This is a genomic window from Plantactinospora sp. KLBMP9567, from assembly GCF_033446045.1.
Classification (GTDB): Bacteria; Actinomycetota; Actinomycetes; order Mycobacteriales; family Micromonosporaceae; genus Plantactinospora.
The window spans coordinates 1-18,973 of record NZ_JAWQRR010000009.1 but is presented as its reverse complement, the minus strand read 5'-3'; the positions used below and the strand labels follow the sequence as shown (position 1 = coordinate 18,973).

Annotated in this window: 14 protein-coding genes and 1 tRNA gene; 6 read left to right on the top strand and 9 right to left on the bottom strand. The window is 72.6% G+C overall.

The features are described from left to right. Positions 1–70: 70 nt before the first annotated feature. From R6Y94_RS05940 to argS, 9 genes are all read right to left on the bottom strand, one after another. A complete protein-coding gene (locus R6Y94_RS05940; RefSeq protein ID WP_318395087.1) occupies positions 71–418 on the bottom strand; it encodes a hypothetical protein in 348 nt (115 codons plus the stop codon). 12 nt (positions 419–430) lie between these two features. Then, positions 431–1,297: an SPFH domain-containing protein gene (locus R6Y94_RS05935; RefSeq protein WP_318394750.1), complete on the bottom strand. Its 867-nt coding sequence runs from the start codon at positions 1,295–1,297 to the stop codon at positions 431–433. Between the two features lie 113 nt (positions 1,298–1,410). After that, positions 1,411–2,079: a phosphodiesterase gene (locus R6Y94_RS05930; RefSeq protein WP_318394749.1), complete on the bottom strand. Its 669-nt coding sequence runs from the start codon at positions 2,077–2,079 to the stop codon at positions 1,411–1,413. A 73-nt stretch (positions 2,080–2,152) separates the two neighbouring features. Next, complete coding sequence (locus tag R6Y94_RS05925; RefSeq protein WP_318394748.1) at positions 2,153–3,430, bottom strand: MFS transporter; 1,278 nt, start codon at positions 3,428–3,430, stop codon at positions 2,153–2,155. Positions 3,431–3,590: 160 nt separating this feature from the next. Then, positions 3,591–6,872: an efflux RND transporter permease subunit gene (locus R6Y94_RS05920; RefSeq protein WP_318394747.1), complete on the bottom strand. Its 3,282-nt coding sequence runs from the start codon at positions 6,870–6,872 to the stop codon at positions 3,591–3,593. Between the two features lie 222 nt (positions 6,873–7,094). After that, positions 7,095–8,144, bottom strand: coding sequence for a threonine synthase (gene thrC / locus R6Y94_RS05915; protein WP_318394746.1), 1,050 nt, complete (start codon positions 8,142–8,144; stop codon positions 7,095–7,097). Between the two features lie 144 nt (positions 8,145–8,288). After that, positions 8,289–9,638, bottom strand: coding sequence for a homoserine dehydrogenase (locus R6Y94_RS05910; RefSeq protein WP_318394745.1), 1,350 nt, complete (start codon positions 9,636–9,638; stop codon positions 8,289–8,291). Positions 9,639–9,640: 2 nt separating this feature from the next. Next, positions 9,641–11,026, bottom strand: a complete 1,386-nt coding sequence (gene lysA / locus R6Y94_RS05905) for a diaminopimelate decarboxylase (RefSeq protein ID WP_318394744.1) — start codon at positions 11,024–11,026, stop codon at positions 9,641–9,643. A gap of 66 nt (positions 11,027–11,092) precedes the next feature. Next, entirely contained in the window at positions 11,093–12,754 is a 1,662-nt protein-coding gene (argS, locus tag R6Y94_RS05900; RefSeq protein ID WP_318394743.1) for an arginine--tRNA ligase, read from the bottom strand. 95 nt (positions 12,755–12,849) lie between these two features. Between argS and R6Y94_RS05895 the strand changes: the two genes are divergently transcribed. The 6 genes from R6Y94_RS05895 to R6Y94_RS05870 all read left to right on the top strand — a co-directional run bounded on the left by R6Y94_RS05895 (position 12,850) and on the right by R6Y94_RS05870 (position 18,872). Further along, positions 12,850–13,788, top strand: a complete 939-nt coding sequence (locus R6Y94_RS05895) for a DUF3105 domain-containing protein (protein WP_318394742.1) — start codon at positions 12,850–12,852, stop codon at positions 13,786–13,788. 5 nt (positions 13,789–13,793) lie between these two features. Beyond that, positions 13,794–14,468 (top strand): DUF305 domain-containing protein, encoded by a 675-nt coding sequence (locus R6Y94_RS05890; RefSeq protein ID WP_318394741.1) that lies wholly within the window; start codon positions 13,794–13,796, stop codon positions 14,466–14,468. Positions 14,469–14,647: 179 nt separating this feature from the next. After that, entirely contained in the window at positions 14,648–15,328 is a 681-nt protein-coding gene (locus R6Y94_RS05885; RefSeq protein WP_318394740.1) for a winged helix-turn-helix domain-containing protein, read from the top strand. A 94-nt stretch (positions 15,329–15,422) separates the two neighbouring features. Next, positions 15,423–15,494 (top strand) — tRNA-Arg (locus R6Y94_RS05880). A 222-nt stretch (positions 15,495–15,716) separates the two neighbouring features. Further along, complete coding sequence (locus tag R6Y94_RS05875) at positions 15,717–16,379, top strand: permease prefix domain 1-containing protein (RefSeq protein ID WP_318394739.1); 663 nt, start codon at positions 15,717–15,719, stop codon at positions 16,377–16,379. Between the two features lie 249 nt (positions 16,380–16,628). After that, entirely contained in the window at positions 16,629–18,872 is a 2,244-nt protein-coding gene (locus R6Y94_RS05870) for an MMPL family transporter (RefSeq protein ID WP_318394738.1), read from the top strand. Positions 18,873–18,973: the final 101 nt, after the last annotated feature.

Below are 18,973 nucleotides of genomic sequence, written 5' to 3'. Positions count from 1 at the left end.
GGGGCCGGCGCCGGGCTCCACCGTCCGGGCCCTGGGACGGCACCGACCGTCCCGGGACCGGGCGTGCCGATCAGGCCGGCTCGGAATCCTCCGGCACACCGCTGCCCCGCTCCGTACTGTCCGGCCGGCTGCCGTCCGCGCCAGTGCCGTCCGCGCCAGTGCCGTCCGCGCCAGTGCCGTCCGCGCCAGTGCCGTCCGCGCCAGTGCCGTCCGCGCCAGTGCCGTCCGGCTCCGCCGGTGGCCCGGCCGGGCCACCGGCCCGGGCCGGCTTCGCCGGCCGGCCGGCCGAACGCAGGGCCAGCCGCAGGGCGTACTCGATCTGGGCGTTGACGCTGCGGATGTCGTCCGCGGCCCACCTCGCGATCGCCTCGTAGACCTGCGGGTCGAGCCGGAGCAGAAGTTTCTTGCGTTCCGCCATGGGCGCGCGAACCTAGCCGTAGAGGGAACCGGTGTTCACCACCGGCTGGGCGGCCCGGTCACCGCAGAGCACGACCAGCAGGTTCGCCACCATCTGCGCCTTCCGTTCCTCGTCCAGCTCGACCACGTGCTCCTCGCGCAGCCGCTCCAGCGCGTTCGAGACCATACCCACCGCGCCTTCGACGATCTTGAACCGGGCACCCACGATCGCACTCGCCTGCTGGCGGGCCAGCATCGCCTGGGCGATCTCCGGGGCGTACGCCAGGTGCGTGATCCGGGATTCCAGCACCTCCACGCCGGCCAACTCCACCCGTTCGCGCAGCTCGGAGGTCAACTCGTCGCTGACCACCGCGCTGTCCCGCAGGCTGGCCCGGCCGGAGTCGTGCGCCTCGTACGGATAGCTGGTGGCCAGGTGCCGGACAGCCGCCTCGGACTGCACGGCGACGTACTCGACGTGGTCGTCGACCGCGAAGGCGGCCCTGGCGGAGTCGACCACCTGCCACACGACGACGGCGGCGATCTCCACCGGGTTGCCGTCGGCGTCGGAGACCTTGAGCCGGGCGGTCTCGAAGTTGCGCACCCGGAGCGTGACCTTCTGCCGTGCGGTGAACGGCCAGGTCCAGTGCAGGCCGGCCTGCCGGACGGTCCCCACGTAGCGGCCGAAGAACTGCACCACCTGAGCCTCGTTCGGGTTGACCACCGTGTATCCGGTGGCGACCACCGCGGCAAGGAGGGCGTAGCCGACCGCGACCACCGTGATCCGGAGGTCGACACCCGGCTCGTCGAGCAGCGGCACGATGATCGCCACCCCGGCGGCGGCGAGGACCAGCATGAGCGCGGTCGGAATGAACCCGGAGATCCGGAAGGCGGCTCGTTCCATGACATCTCCCTGCCCAGCGATGTGATATCACGATGATATCGGACGAGCGCCACCGCGTCGACCCGGCACCGGGCTGTCAGTGTCGACTCCGGTACCGGGCCGGCAGAACGTCGTCAGGGCAGTCGGGTCTGGTCCTCGGCGGCGTCCCGACCCCGCTGCGAGGCCGCGTAACTGACCACCCGCAGCCGCTGGAGCAGGCCCCTGGGCCGCAGTTCCGAGCCGCGCCGGCCGTCCGGGTCGAAGGCGAGCGCGGCATCCAGCTCGGCGGGCAGCCGGGTGCCGAAGACGACCCGGCCGAAGGCCCGCCACGGGCCGCGTACCCCGGCCGCCAGCAGCTCCAACCGGGCCTCGTCGCGGGCGGCGACCTCGGCCACCTCGTCGAGGGAAGACCCGAGGGGACGGTCGGCACGCGCCAGCAGGTACCTCCGACGACCGTCGAACCGGTACGCCAGCAGGCTCCCGTACGGCCCGGCGAAGTCCCTGCGCGGCACAGGCAGGTGCCGGAGCAGCGGCGGCCGGCCGGTGCTGGAGAGCAGCAGGTCGAAGGGGCCACCGCCAACGTGCAGCCGGACGGCGAGCCCCAGCACGTCCGGCCAGCCCTCCGGGGTCGGGGTACCCCGGGAGAGCCGCACGGTCCCCGGGTACCGGCCGGAACCGCCGGCCAGGCGGTCGGCGAGCGGCCCCGACAGCTCGACCTCGCCGGTGAACGAGAGCCCGCGCGGATGCAGTACCCGGCCACCGCGCCACCGCGCGAGGCGGCTGCTCGCCCCAACACCCGTCACCGTATCGATGCCCTCTCCTACCCACCCGTTCCCCGGATACTCACTCCGGAGGGGACCCCGCGCGGCCGGACGGTCAGGAGGCGGCGCGGGGTGGGTCGGCGGGGGTGGCGGGGGTGGCGGCGGCGAGGGCGGGGCTCTCGTCTTCGGACGGGTCGAGGCGGCGGGTGGCGACCCACCAGCCGAGCGCGTACACCAGGGTGGTCAGGCCGCAACCGGCCAGCACCACCCGCTGGTCGACGTGGTCCACCACCCCGGCCACCACGAGCTGGCTGAGCGCGATGGCCACGGTCGCCAGCATCATGTCGGTGGCGAAGACCCGCCCCCGCAGCCGGTCCGGCACCTCATCCTGCAAGGCGTAGTTGGACATCACCCAGTTGCTGCCGCCGGCGAGGTGCGCGACGAAGACCAGGACCAGCACCAGCGGGAACCAGCGGGTCACCGACACACCGAGGTAACCGAGCCCGTACAGCGACATCGACAGGGCGAGGCCGGTGAAGAGCCAGGACCGGTGCTTCAGCACCCGACGCATCAGCAGCGGACCGACCAGCGCGCCGGCACCGCGTACCGCGAAGAGCAGGCCGGTGCCGATCGGGCCGACCCCGTAGAGGGTGGCCAGCAGCGGAAAGACGGTCAGCACGCCGTTGCCGAGGCCGACCGCGCTCTTCACGGTGACCAGCGCCAGCACCCGGGGGCGGTGCCCGATGTACCGCATCGACTCGCCGAGCGCCGCCCACGGGTTCGGCGCCGGCAGGTCGTGGTCGCGCGACTGCTGCATCGGCCGGCGGATCAGCCAGGTCAGGCCCGCGGCCACCGCCAGGGCGCCCAGGGCCACCCAGAAACAGGTGTACGGGCCGACGGCGGCGGTCAGCACGCCGCCGAGGGACGCCCCGACGATGCTCATCGTGCCCCACGCCGAACCGGCGACCGCGTTCGCCGCGGCCAGGTCCTCCGGGTCCACCACGTTCGGCAGCGCGGCCGAGGCGGCGGGCGAGTAGAACGCCTTCGCCACCGCCACCGCCCCGACCGCCACCAGTGCCAGCCAGGCGGTACCGGGACCGCGTACCCCGAGCAGCAGCACGATCGCGGCCAGGGCGGTGAGGTTCGAGGCGATCAGGATCCGCTTGCGGTCCAGCCGGTCCGCGACCGTGCCGGCGTACGGCAGCAGCAGGGCGAGGATGCCGTTGTCGACGGCGAGCACCAGGGCTCCCCACACCCCGCTGCCGGTCAGCTCCGGCAGGAGCACCAGCAGCGGCACCATCACGAACCAGTCGGCCCCGAAGACCACGAGCTCGGCGCTGAAGAGGCGGCGGAAGTCCCGATTCCGGGTAAGGACTGAAACGGCAGACGACACGTACCAGGACCCTACCCGCCCCGGGGCCGCGCCCCCGTGCACCGACGAGGACCGGTCCACAGGTGGCGATAACCACGGCCACCCGCGACCGGTCCTCGTCGTGCGCTCCGGCCGGTCAGCTCTCCGGCCCGTCAGCTCAGCCGGTCAGCTCTCCGGCCGGTCAGCTCTCGGTCGGCGGCAGCGGCGACTTCCGGCTCTTCGGCAGCCGGAGCACCTCGAACTGGTCGGTACCGTCGATCAGCGCGCCGGACGGCGCAGGGTGTGCCGGCACCGGGCCCGGTGAACCACCGGCGCGGGCGCCGGCACCGACCGGCACCGGCTCCCCGGCCGGTACGCCCGGTACGCCCGCCTCGTCGCCGCCGGCCGACCCTGCCCCGGACCGGCGCCGCCGGATCCGCTCCTTGGCGTTCTCCACCATCGTGTAGAGGGTCGGCACCAGCACCAGGGTCAGCAGCGTCGAGCTGATCAGGCCGCCGATCACCACGATCGCCAGCGGCTGCGAGATGAACCCGCCCTCGCCGGTCAGCCCGAGCGCCATCGGCAGCAGGGCGAAGATGGTCGCGATCGCGGTCATCAAGATCGGCCGCAGCCGGCGGCGGCCACCCTCGACCACCGCCTCGACCACGCCCATCCCCCGGGCCCGGTACTGGTTGATCAGGTCCATCAGCACGATCGCGTTGGTGACCACGATGCCGACCAGCATCAGCACGCCGATCAGCGCCGGAACGCCCAGCGGGGTGCCGGTGGCCAGCAGCAGGCCGATCGCGCCGGTCGCCGCGAACGGGATGGAGACCAGCAGGATCAGCGGCTGGATCAGGCTGCCGAAGGTGGCCACCATGATCACGAAGACGATCGCGATCGCGGCCAGTACCGCCAGCCCCAGATCGGCGAAGGCCTCCTGCTGCTCGGCGCTGACGCCACCGATCTCGAACGTCGCCCCCGGCACCTCGATCCCGTCCAGCTTCTCCCGCAGCGCGGTGGTGGTGGCGCCCAGGTTGGAGCCGGTCGACGTACCGCTGACGGTGATGCTGCGCTCGCCGTCGATCCGGGTCACCGCGAGCGGCCCCTGCACCTCGGTCACGTCGGCGATGTCGTCCAGCTTCACCGCACCGGCCGGGCCGGGCGGCCCCACCCGCAGGGCCCGGAGCGCGTCGATCCCGGCGGGCGGCTGCCCGGTACGCAGCACCACGTCCTGCTGCCGGCCGTCCAGCGACACCTGGCCGAGCGGGCTGCCCCGGAACTGCTGCGCGACGAGCTGCCCGACGGCCGCCTCGGAGAGCCCGAGCCGGGCCGCGGCGGCCCGGTCCACCTTGACGTCGATCCGGGGGGCGCTGTCGGCCAGGCTGCTGCGTACGTCGGTGACGTCCGGCGTCTCCGCCATCGCCCTGCTCACCTGCTCGCTCGCCCGGGCCAGTACGTCCTGGTCAGCCGCGCGGACGATCACCTGGATCTCGTTCACCGCACCGCCGCCGGGCCCGCCGGCCCCGCCGAAGCTGAGTTCACCGGCGCCGGTCAGCTTGTCGAACTCCGCCCGGAGCGCATCCTCGACCTGCCCGGCGTCGGCCTCCTCGGCCAGCGCCACCGAGAAGCTCGCCTCGTTGGCGCTGCCTCCGCCGCCGAACGGGTTGCCGCCGCCCCCGCCCACGGTCACCTGGTACGACTCGACCCCGTCGGTGCCGGAGAGCACCCGCTCGACCTGCTTCGCGGCCGCGTCGGTGGCGGCCAGGCTGCTGCCGACCGGGAGTTCCTGGCTGATGCTCAGGGTGTCCTGCCCGGAGTCGTCCAGGAAGTTCGTCTCCAGCCGGGTGGCGAGGCCGAAGGTGCCGAGCAGCACCACCAGGCCGAGGGCGACGGTGAGCCAGCGCCGCCGGGTCGCGAACCGGATAACCGGCAGGTACCCGCGCTGCAGCGGGCTGCGCAGTTCCTTCTCCTCGGCCGCCCGCCGGACCGCCTCCTCGGTCGCGCCACCGTTCGCCGGCCGGAGGAACCAGTACGCCAGCACCGGAATGATGGTCAGCGACACCAGCAGCGAGGCGAGCAGCGCCACCGTGACGGTGATCGCGAACGGTGCGAAGAGCTGCCCGACGAAGCCGCCGACCAGCACGATCGGGGTGAAGACGGCGACCGTGGTCAGCGTGGAGGCGACGACCGCGCCGGCCACCTCGCGTACCCCGCCGAGGATGGCGGTGCGTTTGTGCTCGCCGTATCCGAGATGTCGTTTGATGTTCTCCAACACCACGATGGAGTCGTCGACCACCCGGCCGACCGCGATGGTCAGCGCGCCGAGGGTGAGCAGGTTGAGCGAGTAGTCGCCGATCCAGAGCGCGATCAGCGCCACCAGCACCGAGAGCGGGATGGAGACCGCGGTGACCAGGGTGGACCGGACCGAGAGCAGGAAGACCAGGATCACGAGTACGGCCATGACCAGGCCCAGCAGGCCCTCGGTGGTCAGGCTCTCGATCGAGGACTCCACGAACGGCGCCTGGTCGAAGACCACGGTGAGGGTGGCACCGGAGGCGGTGCCGAGGTCGGCGAGCCGGTCCCGGATGTCGTGCGAGATCCGCACCGCGTTGCCGTCCGGCGTGGCGGTGACCATGATGCCGAGGCTGTCGACGCCGTCGGTCCGGGTGAACGAGGTCGGCGCGGCGAGCTGCTGCTGCACGGTGGCCACGTCGCCGAGCCGGACCGGCTGGCCGCCGGACCGCCCGGGCAGGAAGATGCCGGCGAGTTCCTCGACCGAGCCGATCCGGCCACCGACCTGGACCGTCCGGGTCTGGTCCGCCTCGGTCAGCGCCCCGGCCGGGATGGTCACGCCGTTGGCGCGCAGCGCCTCGCCGATCGCGGTCGGCGCCACGCCGGAGGCGGCCAGCCGGGCCGGGTTGGGGGTGATCACCACCTGCTCGTCGCGGGCCCCGGTCACCTCGACGGTACGGACACCGTCGATCGACTCCAGCTCCGGTACTACCGTCTCGGCGAGCTTGTCGGCCAGGGCCCGCTCGTCGCCGTTGCCGGCCGCCGCCAGCACCACCGCCGGCAGGTCGTCGGTGCTGCCGGCGATCACCTGCGGCTCGACGTTCTCCGGGAGTTGCGCCTCGATCCGGTTCAGCGCGGTCTGCATCTTGTTGACCGCGTCGTCCAGGTCGGTGCCGAACTCGTACTCGACCTGGAGGGTGGCGCTGCCCTCCTGCGAGGTCGAGGTGACCTTGGTCAGCCCGGCGATCCCCTGGATGCTGTTCTCGATCGGCTCGGCGACCTGCTCCTCCACCACCTCCGGCCCGGCGCCCGGGTACGGCGCGATGATGAAGGCCGCCGGAAACTCCAGCGAGGGCAGGAGCTGCTGCTTCAGCGACGGTACGGCGTACACGCCGAACGCCGTGACCACGATCGCGATGAGCGCGACAAGCCCTCGGTTGGCGAGACTGAGTCTGGCGAGGAACGACATCAGCGGCTCACTCCTGTTATCGAGTTGGCGCGAGAATGCGATCGCGCGAGTCCCGACTCGGCGCGGCAGGGGAGAGTCTGCCTGACCCGGAACTCCGCCCCGGCGTCGGGGCGCTGGCCGCAGCCTGCGAGTCGACCGGCCCCGGGGACAACTCCGGCTCAGCCACCTCTCAGCAGCTCCCGCCGTGCCCGGTGCCCGGCGGGCGGGATCTCCGGACGGGGGTCAGGCCAGGTCGAGGGCGCGGGCCGCGGTCGGCACGTCGTTGCGGATGGTGATCGGCGAGGGGGCGGTGGAGATCGCCCACTCCGGGTCCTTGAGACCGTGCCCGGTGACCGTGCAGACCACGGTGGAGCCGCTCGGCACCCGCCCCTCGGCGGCCTGTTGCAGCAGCCCGGCGACGCTGGCCGCGCTGGCCAGCTCGACGAAGACCCCCACCTCGCGGGCGAGCAGCCGGTACGCCGACAGGATCTCCCGGTCGGTCACCGCCGAGATCAGCCCGCCGGAGGCGTCCCGGGCGTCCACCGCCTTGGTCCAGCTCGCCGGGTTGCCGATCCGGATCGCGGTGGCGATGGTGGAGGGTTCGCGTACCGCCTCGCCGGTGACGATCGGGGCGGCCCCGGAGGCCTGGAAGCCGTACATCTTCGGGCGGCGGGTGGCGTTGCCGGCCTCGGTCTCCTCCGAGTAGCCCATCCAGTACGCGGTGATGTTGCCGGCGTTGCCGACCGGCAGGCAGTGGATGTCGGGGGCGTCGCCGAGCGCCGCGACGATCTCGAACGCGGCGGTCTTCTGGCCGTGTAGCCGGTCGATGTTGACCGAGTTGACCAGGGCCACCGGGTAGTCCATGGCCAGCTTGGCGGCGAGCGCCAGGCAGTCGTCGAAGTTGCCGTTGATCTGGAGCAGCCGGGCGCCGTGCACCAACGCCTGGGCCATCTTGCCCAGCGCGATCTTGCCCTGTGGCACCAGCACGGCGCAGGTGAGCCCGGCCCGGGCCGCGTACGCCGCCGCCGAGGCGCTGGTGTTGCCGGTGGAGGCGCAGATGATCGCCTTGTTGCCGGCCTCGACCGCCCGGGAGACCGCCAGCGTCATGCCGCGGTCCTTGAACGAGCCGGTCGGGTTGGCGCCCTCCACCTTGAGATAGACGTCACAGCCGAGCCGTGCGGAGAGCACCGGAGCGGGCAGCAGCGGGGTGTTCCCCTCGTTGAGGGTGATCACCGGCGTGGCCTCGCTGACCGGCAGCCGATCCCGGTACGCCTCGATCAAGCCCCGCCACATGTCGCTCTCCTCGCGTCGCGGTCCCGCCCCGGCCGTCGGCGGCGGGCACCTCCTCCACGGTGACCCAGGGTCGCCGATCCGGTGCGCCCGCACCACCCGCTAACCATCTGGCGGGACAGGGCCGATCAGCCGGACACGCCCCGGCTAGCGGTCGCCCCCCTCGACCCGGAGCACGCTGGCGATCGACCGGACGATGTCGAGCCGGCGCAGCTCGTCGACGGTGGCGGCGAGCGCGGCGTCCGGCGCGGTGTGCGTGACGATCACCAGGATCGCGTCGCCGCCCCGGCCGACCGGTCCGGCCGCCCCGTCCGCCGGGCCCGCCGGGGCGGGCGCCTGCCGCACGGTGGCGATCGACACGTCGTGCCGGGCGAAGACCCCGGCGACCGCGGCCAGTACCCCAGGTCGGTCGGCCACGTCGAGGCTGATGTGGTAGCGGGTGACCGCCTCACCCATCGGCCGGATCGGCAGCGCGGCGTACGCCGACTCGCTCGGTGCGCGTACCCCGGCCAGGTGGTTGCGGGCCGCCGCGACGACGTCGCCGAGTACGGCGCTCGCGGTCGGCGCGCCGCCGGCACCGCGCCCGTAGAACATCAGCTCACCGGCGGCGTCGGCCTCGACGAAGACCGCGTTGAAGGCGTCACCGACGCTGGCCAGCGGGTGGCTGACCGGGATCATCGCCGGGTGCACCCGGACGCTGACCGACTCGGCGCCGGCCGAGTCCGGTCCCCGGGAGGCGATGCAGAGCAGCTTGATGGTGCAACCCATCGCCTTGGCGCTGGCCATGTCGGCGGCGGTGACCTCGGTGATGCCCTCCCGGTGCACGTCCGCGGCGGTGACCCGGGTGTGGAACGCCAGCGAGGCCAGGATGGCCGCCTTGGCGGCGGCGTCGAAGCCCTCCACGTCGGCGGTCGGGTCGGCCTCCGCGTAGCCCAGCTCGGTCGCCTCGTCCAGCGCCTCGGTGAAGCCGGCACCGGTGGTGTCCATCGCGGAGAGGATGAAGTTGGTGGTGCCGTTGACGATGCCGGTGACCCGGGTGATCGAGTCGCCGTGCAGCGACTCGCGCAGCGAGCGGAGCAGCGGGATGGCGCCGGCCACCGCCGCCTCGTAGTAGAGGTCCGACCCGCCCTCGGCGGCCGCGTCGTGCAGCGCCCCGCCGTCCTCGGCCAGCAGCGCCTTGTTGGCGGTCACCACACTCTTGCCGGCCCGCAACGCCTCGACCAGCCAGCCCCGGGCCGGCTCGATCCCGCCGACGACCTCGATCACCAGGTCGATGTCGTCCCGCTTGACCAGGCCGAGCGCGTCGGTGGTGAACAGCGCCGGGTCGATCGGCAGCTCACCCCGGTCCCGGCCGAGTCGGCGTACGGCGATCCCGGCGAGTTCCAGCGGCGCACCGACCCGGGCCGTCAGGTCGGCGGCCTGCTCGTGCAGCAGGCGTACCACCTCCGCGCCGACGGTGCCGCAACCGAGCAGTGCCAGACGGACAGGCTTCGTCAAGGTCAACCCACATCCAATGCCAGCAGATCGTCTTCGGTTTCCCGCCGGACGATCACCCGCGCGCGGCCGTCCCGGACCGCCACCACGGGCGGCCGGGGAACATGGTTGTAGTTACTGGCCATGCTCCGGCAGTAGGCGCCCGTTCCGGGCACGGCGAGAAGATCTCCGGGCTGCACGTCGGCGGGCAGGAATTCATCCTTCACCACCACATCCCCAGCCTCGCAATGCTTTCCCACCACCCGGGCCAGAATCGGCTCGGCGGTCGACCGCCGGGAGGCGACGGTCGCCGAGTACGACGCCCCGTACAGCGCGGTACGGATGTTGTCACTCATCCCGCCGTCGACGCTGACGTACGTGCGGATCCCGTCCACATCCTTGACCGTGCCGACCTCGTAGAGGGTGAAGACCGCCGGGCCGATGATCGCCCGACCGGGCTCGATCGAGAGCCGGGGCACCGCCAGCCGCAGCCCCTCGCACTCCCCGTCGACGATCTTGCCCAGCCGCTTCGCCAGGTCGTGCGGTGGCGACGGATCGTCCTGGGTGGTGTACGCGATGCCGAAACCACCGCCGAGGTCCAGCTCCGGCAGCTCGACCCCGCGGGCGTCCCGGATCTGCGCCTGGAGGCCGAGGATCCGCCGGGCGGCCACCTCGAAACCGCTGGTGTCGAAGATCTGCGAACCGATGTGCGAGTGCAGTCCCCGCAGTTCCAGCACGTCCTCGTCGAGGATCCGGAACGCGGCGGCGGCCGCCGCCCCGCCGGCCAGCGAGAAGCCGAACTTCTGGTCCTCGTGCGCGGTGGCGATGAACTCGTGGGTGTGCGCCTCGACGCCGACGGTGACCCGGATCAGCACCTCCGGCCGGACGCCCCGCTCCCGGGCCAGCGTGGTCAGCCGGTCGATCTCGTGGAACGAGTCCACGACGATCCGGCCCACCCCGGCGTCGACCGCCCGGGCCAGCTCGGCCGGGGACTTGTTGTTGCCGTGGAAGCCGATCCGCTCGGCCGGCATGCCGGCGGCCAGCGCCACCGTCAGCTCCCCGCCGGAGCAGACGTCCAGGAACAGGCCCTCCTCGGCGATCACCCGCACCACCGCGCGGCAGATGAAGGCCTTGCCGGCGTAGTAGATGTCCTGGTCCGGGAAGGCGGCCCGGAAGTCCCGGCAGCGGGCCCGCAGGTCGTCCTCGTCGAGCACGTAGACCGGGGTGCCGAACCGTTCCGCCAGCTCGCGCACGCCGAGCCCGGCGACCACGAGGGCGCCGTCGGCGTCGCGCGCCACGTTGCGCGGCCACAGTTGCGGCACGAGCGCGTTGACGTCCTCCGGGGTACGCAGCCAGGCCGGCCCTCGGACCCCGAGGTCGCCGTGCAGTGCCCCCGCTTCGTGAGCGCGCATCTGTCGTTCTCCTTACCGCACGCGCGTACTTCCGACCGGCCCGCTACGCCGGGAGCCGGAGATGACTCACATCTGCTCCGGCGCGGAGACCCCGAGCAGCGCCAGGCCGTTGGCCAGGACGATCCGGGTCGCCTCGACCAGCCAGAGCCGGGCCTGGGTGAGCTGCTCCGACACCGGCTGGCGGCCGAGCGGCAGCACCTGGCAGGCGTCGTTGAACCGGTGGTACGAGCCGGCCAGCTCCTCGAGGTAGCGGGCGATCCGGTGCGGTTCGCGCAGTTCGGCCGCGGTGGCCACCACCCCGGGAAACTCGCCCAGCGACTTGAGGAGGTCGTTCTCCTTCTCGTGGCTGAGCAGGCCCGGGTCGAAGTCGTCGCCCCGGCTGATGCCGAGGTCGACGGCGCGGCGCAGCAGCGAGGCGATCCGGGCGTGCGCGTACCGCACGTAGTGCACCGGGTTGTCGTTCGAGTTCTTGGTGATCTCGTCGATGTCCAGGGTCAGCGGCGAGTCGGTCGAGGACCGGGCCAGCGAGTAGCGGGCCGCGTCCACGCCGACCGCGTCGACGATCTCGTCCAACGTGATGATGTTGCCGGCCCGCTTGGAGAGCCGGACCGGTACGCCGTTGCGGACCAGGTTGACCAGTTGGCCGATCAGGATCTCGATGTTGAAGTCCGGGTCGTCCCCGGCACAGGCGGCGATCGCCCGGAGCCGGTTGACGTAGCCGTGGTGGTCGGCGCCGAGCAGGTAGACGCACTTGTCGAAACCGCGCTCCCGCTTGTCGATGTAGTATGCCGAGTCGGCGGCGAAGTAGGTCAGCTCGCCGTTGCTCCGGATCAGCACCCGGTCCTTGTCGTCGCCGAAGGCCGTGGTGCGCAACCAGATGGCGCCGTCGGCGTCGTAGACGTGACCCTGCTCGCGCAGCCGGCCCAGGGCGTGCTCGATCGCGCCGCTGGTGTGCAGGGTGCGCTCGGAGAACCAGACGTCGAAGTGCACGCCGAACCGCTCCAGGCTGGCCCGCATCTCGTCCAGCATGAGCTGGTAGCCCCGGTCCCGGAAGACCGGCACCGCCTCCTCGGCCGGCAGGTCGGGCAACTCGGGGCGCTCCGCGACGATCCGCTCGGCGATCTCGCTGACGTACTCGCCGGCGTAGCCCTCCTCCGGGGTCGGCCCGCCCGACGCCGCCGCGTACAGCGACTGGCCGAACCGGTCGATCTGGGCGCCCGCGTCGTTGACGTAGTGCTCGCTGGTCACCTCGGCACCGGCGGCGGAGAGGATCCGGCGCAGCGAGTCACCGACCGCCGCCCACCGGGTGTGCCCGAGGTGGATCGGGCCGGTCGGGTTGGCCGAGACGAACTCCAGGTTGACCCGCTGCCCGGTGAGCCGGTCGCTCCGCCCGTACGCCTGACCGGCCCGGACCACCTCGCGGGCGAGCTGCCCGGCGGCGGCCGGGTCGAGCCGGAGGTTGAGGAAGCCCGGCCCGGCGATGTCGACCGACTTCACGCCCGGGGTCCGGGCCAGCTCCTCGGCGAGGGCGGCGGCCAGCTCCCGGGGCGGCAGCCCGACCCGCTTGCTCAACTGGAGGGCGATGGTGGAGGCGTAGTCGCCGTGCTCGGGGTTCCGGGGTCGCTCCAGCGGCACGGACTCGGGCAGTACCGAGTGATCCAGACCACGCCGGTCGAAGACGGCGTGTGCGGCGGCGAGAACGGCCTCGGCGAGGTTGGCGGGAGTCACCGAACCATGCTAGCGGGGGTAGACTCGGTCACTCGGTGGCGACCCTGCGCATGTGCGGCCCGCCATCCCCTGACCGACCGACCTGACGAGGGACCATGAGCATCAGCACCTCGGGCGGCGAACAACGCCGTCCGTCCGTGGTCAGCACCGGCAAGAAGGCGCCGGCCGGCGGTAAGCCCGCCGAGGGCGAGAAGGGGGCCGGGGCCAAGCCCGCGGGGACGGCCGCCAAGTCCGGCTCCACCGGGAAGGCCGGCTCCACCGGGAAGGCCGGGGCCGCCGGCAAGTCCGGCGCGGGCGCCCGGGTGCCGGCCGGACGCAGCGGCGGCGGGGGCGGGAAGAAGCCCCAGCAGCGCCGTCCGGTCACGCCGGTCAGGGTCAGCCAGGGCCGCTCGTGGGGCTCCATCGGCCTCTTCGTCGCGGTCGGCGTCGTCGCCGTCGCCATCATCGGGTACGGCGCGTACGCGGTGATCCAGAACGGCAAGAAGTGGGAGGACAAGGCCGCCGCGATCGACGGGATCGTGAACTTCCGGGAGAGCGACCCCTCGGCGGTGAACCCGCTGCCCGGCAAGGAGTCCCACGTGGCCGGCCCGCTCACCTACAAGGTCAACCCGCCGGTCGGCAGCTCGCACAACAACGCCTGGCAGAACTGCATGGGTGACGTCTACGACGCGCCGATCGCCAACGAGCACGCGGTGCACAGCCTGGAGCACGGCGCGGTCTGGATCACCTACAAGTCCGACCTGCCGGCCGAGCAGGTCGAGCAGTTGGCCAGCAAGGTCCGGGGCAACGAGTTCATGCTGATGAGCCCGGTGCAGAACCTCGACCGGCCGATCTCGCTGCAGGCCTGGGGCTACCAGCTCAAGCTCGACAGCGCCACCGACGGCCGGATCGACGACTTCATCGAGGCACTGCGGCAGAACGCCAGCATGGAGCCGGGCGCGGCCTGCTCCGGCGGCATCACCGCCACCGGTACGACCCCGCGGGACAACGTCCCGGGTGACCAGCAGCAGCCGGTGCCCCCGGCGGGCGGTTGATCGGCGTGACCACCGAATCGGGGGCGGTGGCGACCACCGCCGCCCCGGAGGAGGACGAGGGCGTCGGCCGGGGCTCGGGCAGGTGGAGCGCCGGCACCGCCGCGCTGGCCCTCGCCATCCTGCTGGGCCTGCTGCTCGGGTTCGCGGGCGGGCTGCTCGCCCCCGGCCTGCTCCGGCCCGGGGACAGCTCGCCCGAGGCCGGGTTCGCCCGGGACATGTCGTCGCACCACGCCCAGGCGGTCGAGATGGCGATCCTCGCCCACGAGAAGACCACGGACCCGGACGTCCGGACCCTGGCGGCGGACATCGCACTCACCCAGCAGGCCCAGATCGGCATCATGCAGACCTGGCTGAAGGAGTGGGGCCTGAGCCCGACCGGTCGCCAGCCCCGGATGGCCTGGATGCCGGACGGCGCGGGCGCGGTCAGGAACGGGCTGATGCCGGGCATGGCAACCGACGCGCAGCGGGCCGAGTTGCGCGCCGCCACCGGCCGCGACTTCGACGCCCTCTTCCTGAAGCTGATGCTCGACCACCACCTCGGCGGCATCCACATGGCCGAGGGGATTCTGGACCTCTCCGACGACGAGCAGGTGACCGCGATGGCCGAGTCCATGGTCGCCGGGCAGAAGAAGGAGATCTCGTTGGTCCGGACCCTCCAGGGCAGGATCGGCGCCCGCTGACCCTCGCCACCCGTTCCGCCTGATCCGGCGGCCGTCCGACGGGACGGCCGCCGGTTCCGTTTCCAGCGGCGACGGTGCCAGGTGTATCCGTTAAGCCCGTGTTCGGCTTCTTGCCCGCTTTGGCGACCTTTCTCCATACATAACGTGACCAGTCGGGATCTGCGGTCGTTGTCCTAGACATGACGGTTGCTCTCCGGGACGGACGTCGGTCGGTCACCAGCTGGTGCCGTCGACACACCATCGGCGGGGACGGCGCGGTCGCGGCCGTCCGGCGCGGACAGCGGTCCGGCGAGGCGGGGACGCTCAGCCGCGAACAGGAACTGGAACTGATCGAGACGCTGCGCGGGAGCTACCCCGACACGTTCGGGCTGGACGACGAACTCTGGACCCGGCAGAGCGTCGCCAGCCTCGTCCACCACCGGTACGACCTGCCCGTCGACAGCGCCGAGATCGGCAGCTACCTGCGGGCCTGGGGCCTCGGCCCGCGACAGCCCACCGAACGGGCCTGCGGGCTCTGCGTCGACGCGGTGGCCCTCTGGGTGGAACGGGAGTATCCGGCGATCGTGCGCACCGCCCAGGAGCACCGGGCCGAACTGTGCTGGATCGGCCGTACCCGCCTGCACGGGGTGGTACCCGCCGCCGACGTGCTCTCCGCCGTCTCCGTACGCGGCCGGGTGCGGTTCCTCATCACCACCCCGAACGTCGATTCGGCCCTCCCCCGGGACTTCCTGCTCCGGCTCAGTGGGGCGGAGGAGGACGCCGTACACGTCGTGGTCGACGGCTCCTTCACCCGGGCCGAGTGGCCCCGCCGACTCCCGCCCCGGATCGTGCTGCACCCACTGCCGAGCTGCGGCCGGTAACGGGGGTCTTCCCTGGTAGAACGGGCCGGACAGACACGGCGGATACCGATTCGTGCCCGGGCGCCCACGCCTGCTACTCTTCCTGGGTCGCTGAGCCCCCGTAGCTCAGGGGATAGAGCACCGCCCTCCGGAGGCGGGAGCGCAGGTTCGAATCCTGCCGGGGGCACTCTTGACGACCAGCACAACGACGCTCCTGACAAGGAAATCCGGTCAGGAGCGTTTTTGGTGCGCCCGGCTGCCGACGGTGGTGCCCGGCCGCTGGCGGGTGGCCGCGCCGAATGGGTGCCGAGGTTCGTGGCCAGTCAGTCGTAAATCTCGGGGTCGCGTGCATTCCGCCCGCAGGTCGACCCGGGCATACTGGGGCACCGGTGCGCAGAGAAAGTGAGCCGTGGCCGCTGCGATAGACGGATACCTCGCCGAACTCGACCGTGCCCTGCGAGGGCCACGGCGGGTCAAGTACGGCCTTCTCCGGGAGGCCCGGGACAGCCTGGTCGACGCGACCGAGGCGTACTCGGACCTCGGCCTGGCCCCCGAGGTCGCCGCACGGCGCGCGGTCGACGACTTCGGTGAGATCTCCCGGATCGCCCCCGGATACCAGGCCGAGCTCGCGCTGGCCCAGGGCCGGCGGACGGCGCTGCTCGCCTTCGCCAGCCTCGTCGCGCAGCCGCCGATCTGGCACCTGGTCGCCTGGAAGGCGGCCGAACCGGACCCGCTGCCCGGACTGGCCGGGTTCCTCGACACCCTGGTGAGCTGGCTGGGGATGCTGGCCGTGGCCGTCGCGCTACTGGCCACCTGGGCCTCCGGCGCCGGGGTACGGCGGCTCGGCACCAATCCCCGGCGCATCCGGCTCACCGGGATCTTCGCCTGCACCGTGGCGGCCACGTTCAGCGCGATCGGCCTGATGCTCGCGCTCGTCAGCCCGATCACCGGCCCGATGGCCCTGGCCCGGTTGCCCATCGCGGTGGTCTTCCTGATCCTGCCGATGCTTCTCGTGGCACTGAACGGGGCACGCTGCCTCGCGACGGCACGCGCGGCGACGACCTCCCGCTGAGCCCCGCACCCCGACCCACCTCGCGCTCCCGCTGACGCCGCAGACCGGCTGACGGCGGCCCTGGCGCCCGTCGACTCCACCCCAGACGAGCCCGTCCGCGCACCAGGAGGCCCGTCCACCGCCACCCGTGCCCCTCCAGCGGGACCGTCCTCGCTTACGTAGCTATCCTACATGTAGATTGCTAACGTATCGACGGACTGGTCACGGAGCGACCAGTGGGTGGACCCGAGAGCGCGAGGAGAGCCGACAATGCCGACCGAACCAACTCCTGCCGACCGGCCCGACGGCGAGGTGCCGGACGGGACAGGCACGGCCGTCGCCGGCAGTACCGGGCCGGCCGGAGCCGGTCTCTTCGCCCGGGTGGCCGGGTGGGCGTACCGGCGGCGCTGGGCCGCCCTGCTGACCTGGGTCGTCGTGCTGGTCGGCCTCGCCGTGGCCGCCCAGGCGGTCGGGACGGACTACCACAACGACCACTCGCTGCCCGGCACCGAGTCCCAGGCCACCACGGACACGCTCCGGGAACACGGCTCACGGCAAACGGCGGGCAGCTTCCAGATCGTCCTGCACCAGCCACGCGGCATCGACACCGCCGAGGTCCGGCAGCGCGTCGAGCCGATGCTCGGCCAGGTGCGCGGGATGGCCTCGGTGGCCGAGCTGACCAGCCCGTACGACGACCGGGGCGCCGTCTCCGCCGACGGCACCATCGGGTACGCCACCGTCACCCTCGACAGGCCCAGTGAGGAGGTGCCGGCCGACGACGTACGGGCCGTCATCGAGGCCGCCCGGGCGGCAGCCGGGGACGGGCTGCGGGTGGAGTTGGCCGGTGACCCGGTCCGGGCCGCCGAGGAGAGCGAGGGTGGCCCGGCCGAGGGCGCCGGCCTGCTCGCTGCCCTGGTCATCCTGGTGATCCTCTTCGGCTCCCTGCTCGCCGCCGCGATGCCGATCGGGATCGCGATCTTCGCGGTGGGCAGTACGCTCAGCCTGGTCGTACTCGCCTCGCACGTCGCGACGGTCGCCGACTACACCGCCCCGCTGATGGCGTTGGTCGGGCTCGGCGTCGGCATCGACTACGCGCTGCTGGTCTTCTCCCGCTTCCGGTCGGAGTTGCTGCACGGCGCAGACCGGGCCACCGCCACCCGGATCGCGTTGGACAGTGCCGGTCGTACCGTCTTCTTCGCCGCCTGCACGGTGGTGATCGCCCTGCTCGGCCTCATCGTCCTCGGCCTCGGCTCGCTCCAGGGCGTGGCCGTGGCGGTGGCGCTGACCGTGCTGGTCACGATGCTCGCCTCGCTTACCCTGCTCCCGGCGCTGCTGGCCATCGTCGGCGGTCGCGTCGAGCGCGCCATCCGGCGCCGCGCGGAGCGGGCGAAGCGGGCCGAGGGCGCGGTATGGCGGCGCTGGTCCGGCTTCGTGCAGCGCCGGCCCTGGCTGGCCCTGCTGCTGCCCACGGCGCTGCTGGTGCTGCTCGCGGTGCCGGCCCTGGACATGCGGCTGGGCTTCGCCGACGCCGGCAGCGACGCGCCGACCTCGACCAGCCGGCAGGCGTACGACCTGATCTCGACCGGGTTCGGCCCGGGACAGAACGGTCCACTGGTGGTGGCCGTCGAGGGCGGCCAGCCGGCCGCGACCGAGGTGGGCGGCGCGCTCGCCGGAGTCGAGGGCGTCGCCTCGGTGACCCCGCCGTTCCCGGCACCCGACGGGCAACTGCACACCCTGCTGCTCTTCCCCACCTCCGCCCCGCAGGACGCGGCGACGATGGACCTGGTGGACCGGCTGCGTACCGAGGTGCTGCCACCGGTGGAACGGAGTACCGGGGTACGGGTCTCGATCGGCGGCGGTACGGCGGCCGCGGTCGACTTCGCCGACGCGATCTCCGACCGGCTGCCGCTCTTCGTGGTCGTGGTGGTGGGCCTCTCCGCGCTGCTGCTGGTACTCGTCTTCCGGTCCCTGCTCATCCCGGTCAAGGCGGCGGTGCTCAACCTGCTCAGCGTGGCCGCCGCCCTCGGCGTGATCACCTACGTCTTCCAGTACGGCAACCTGGGCGTCCAGCCCGGTCCCGTCGAGGCGTTCGTGCCCGTACTGATCTTCGCCATCGTCTTCGGGCTCTCGATGGACTACGAGGTCTTCCTGGTCTCCCGGATGCACGAGCACTGGGAACGGCACCGGGACGCCGAAGGCGCGATCCGGGAGGGCCTGGCCACCACCGGGCGGGTGGTGACGGCCGCCGCCGCCATCATGATCGTGGTCTTCAGTGCCTTCCTGTTCGACCCGGGCCGGATGCTGCAACAGTTCGGGCTCGGCCTGGCGGTCGCGATCTTCGTGGACGGCTTCGTCATCCGCTGCCTGATCCTCCCCGCGGTGATGCAGCTCTTCGGCGCCCGCGCCTGGTGGCTGCCGTCCTGGCTGGGCCGCTGGCTGCCCCGGGTCGCCCTCGAACGTCCCGAGGCGGCCACCCCGGTCACCGCCGGGGCCCCGAGGTCCACTCTGGTCTGATCCCCTGCGGCGTCCGGGCCGGACGGACCCCACCACCTCCGGCCCGGACGCCGCACCGCCCCCGACCCAAGGTGTTGCCGGCCCCGCATCTCGCCCGGGCG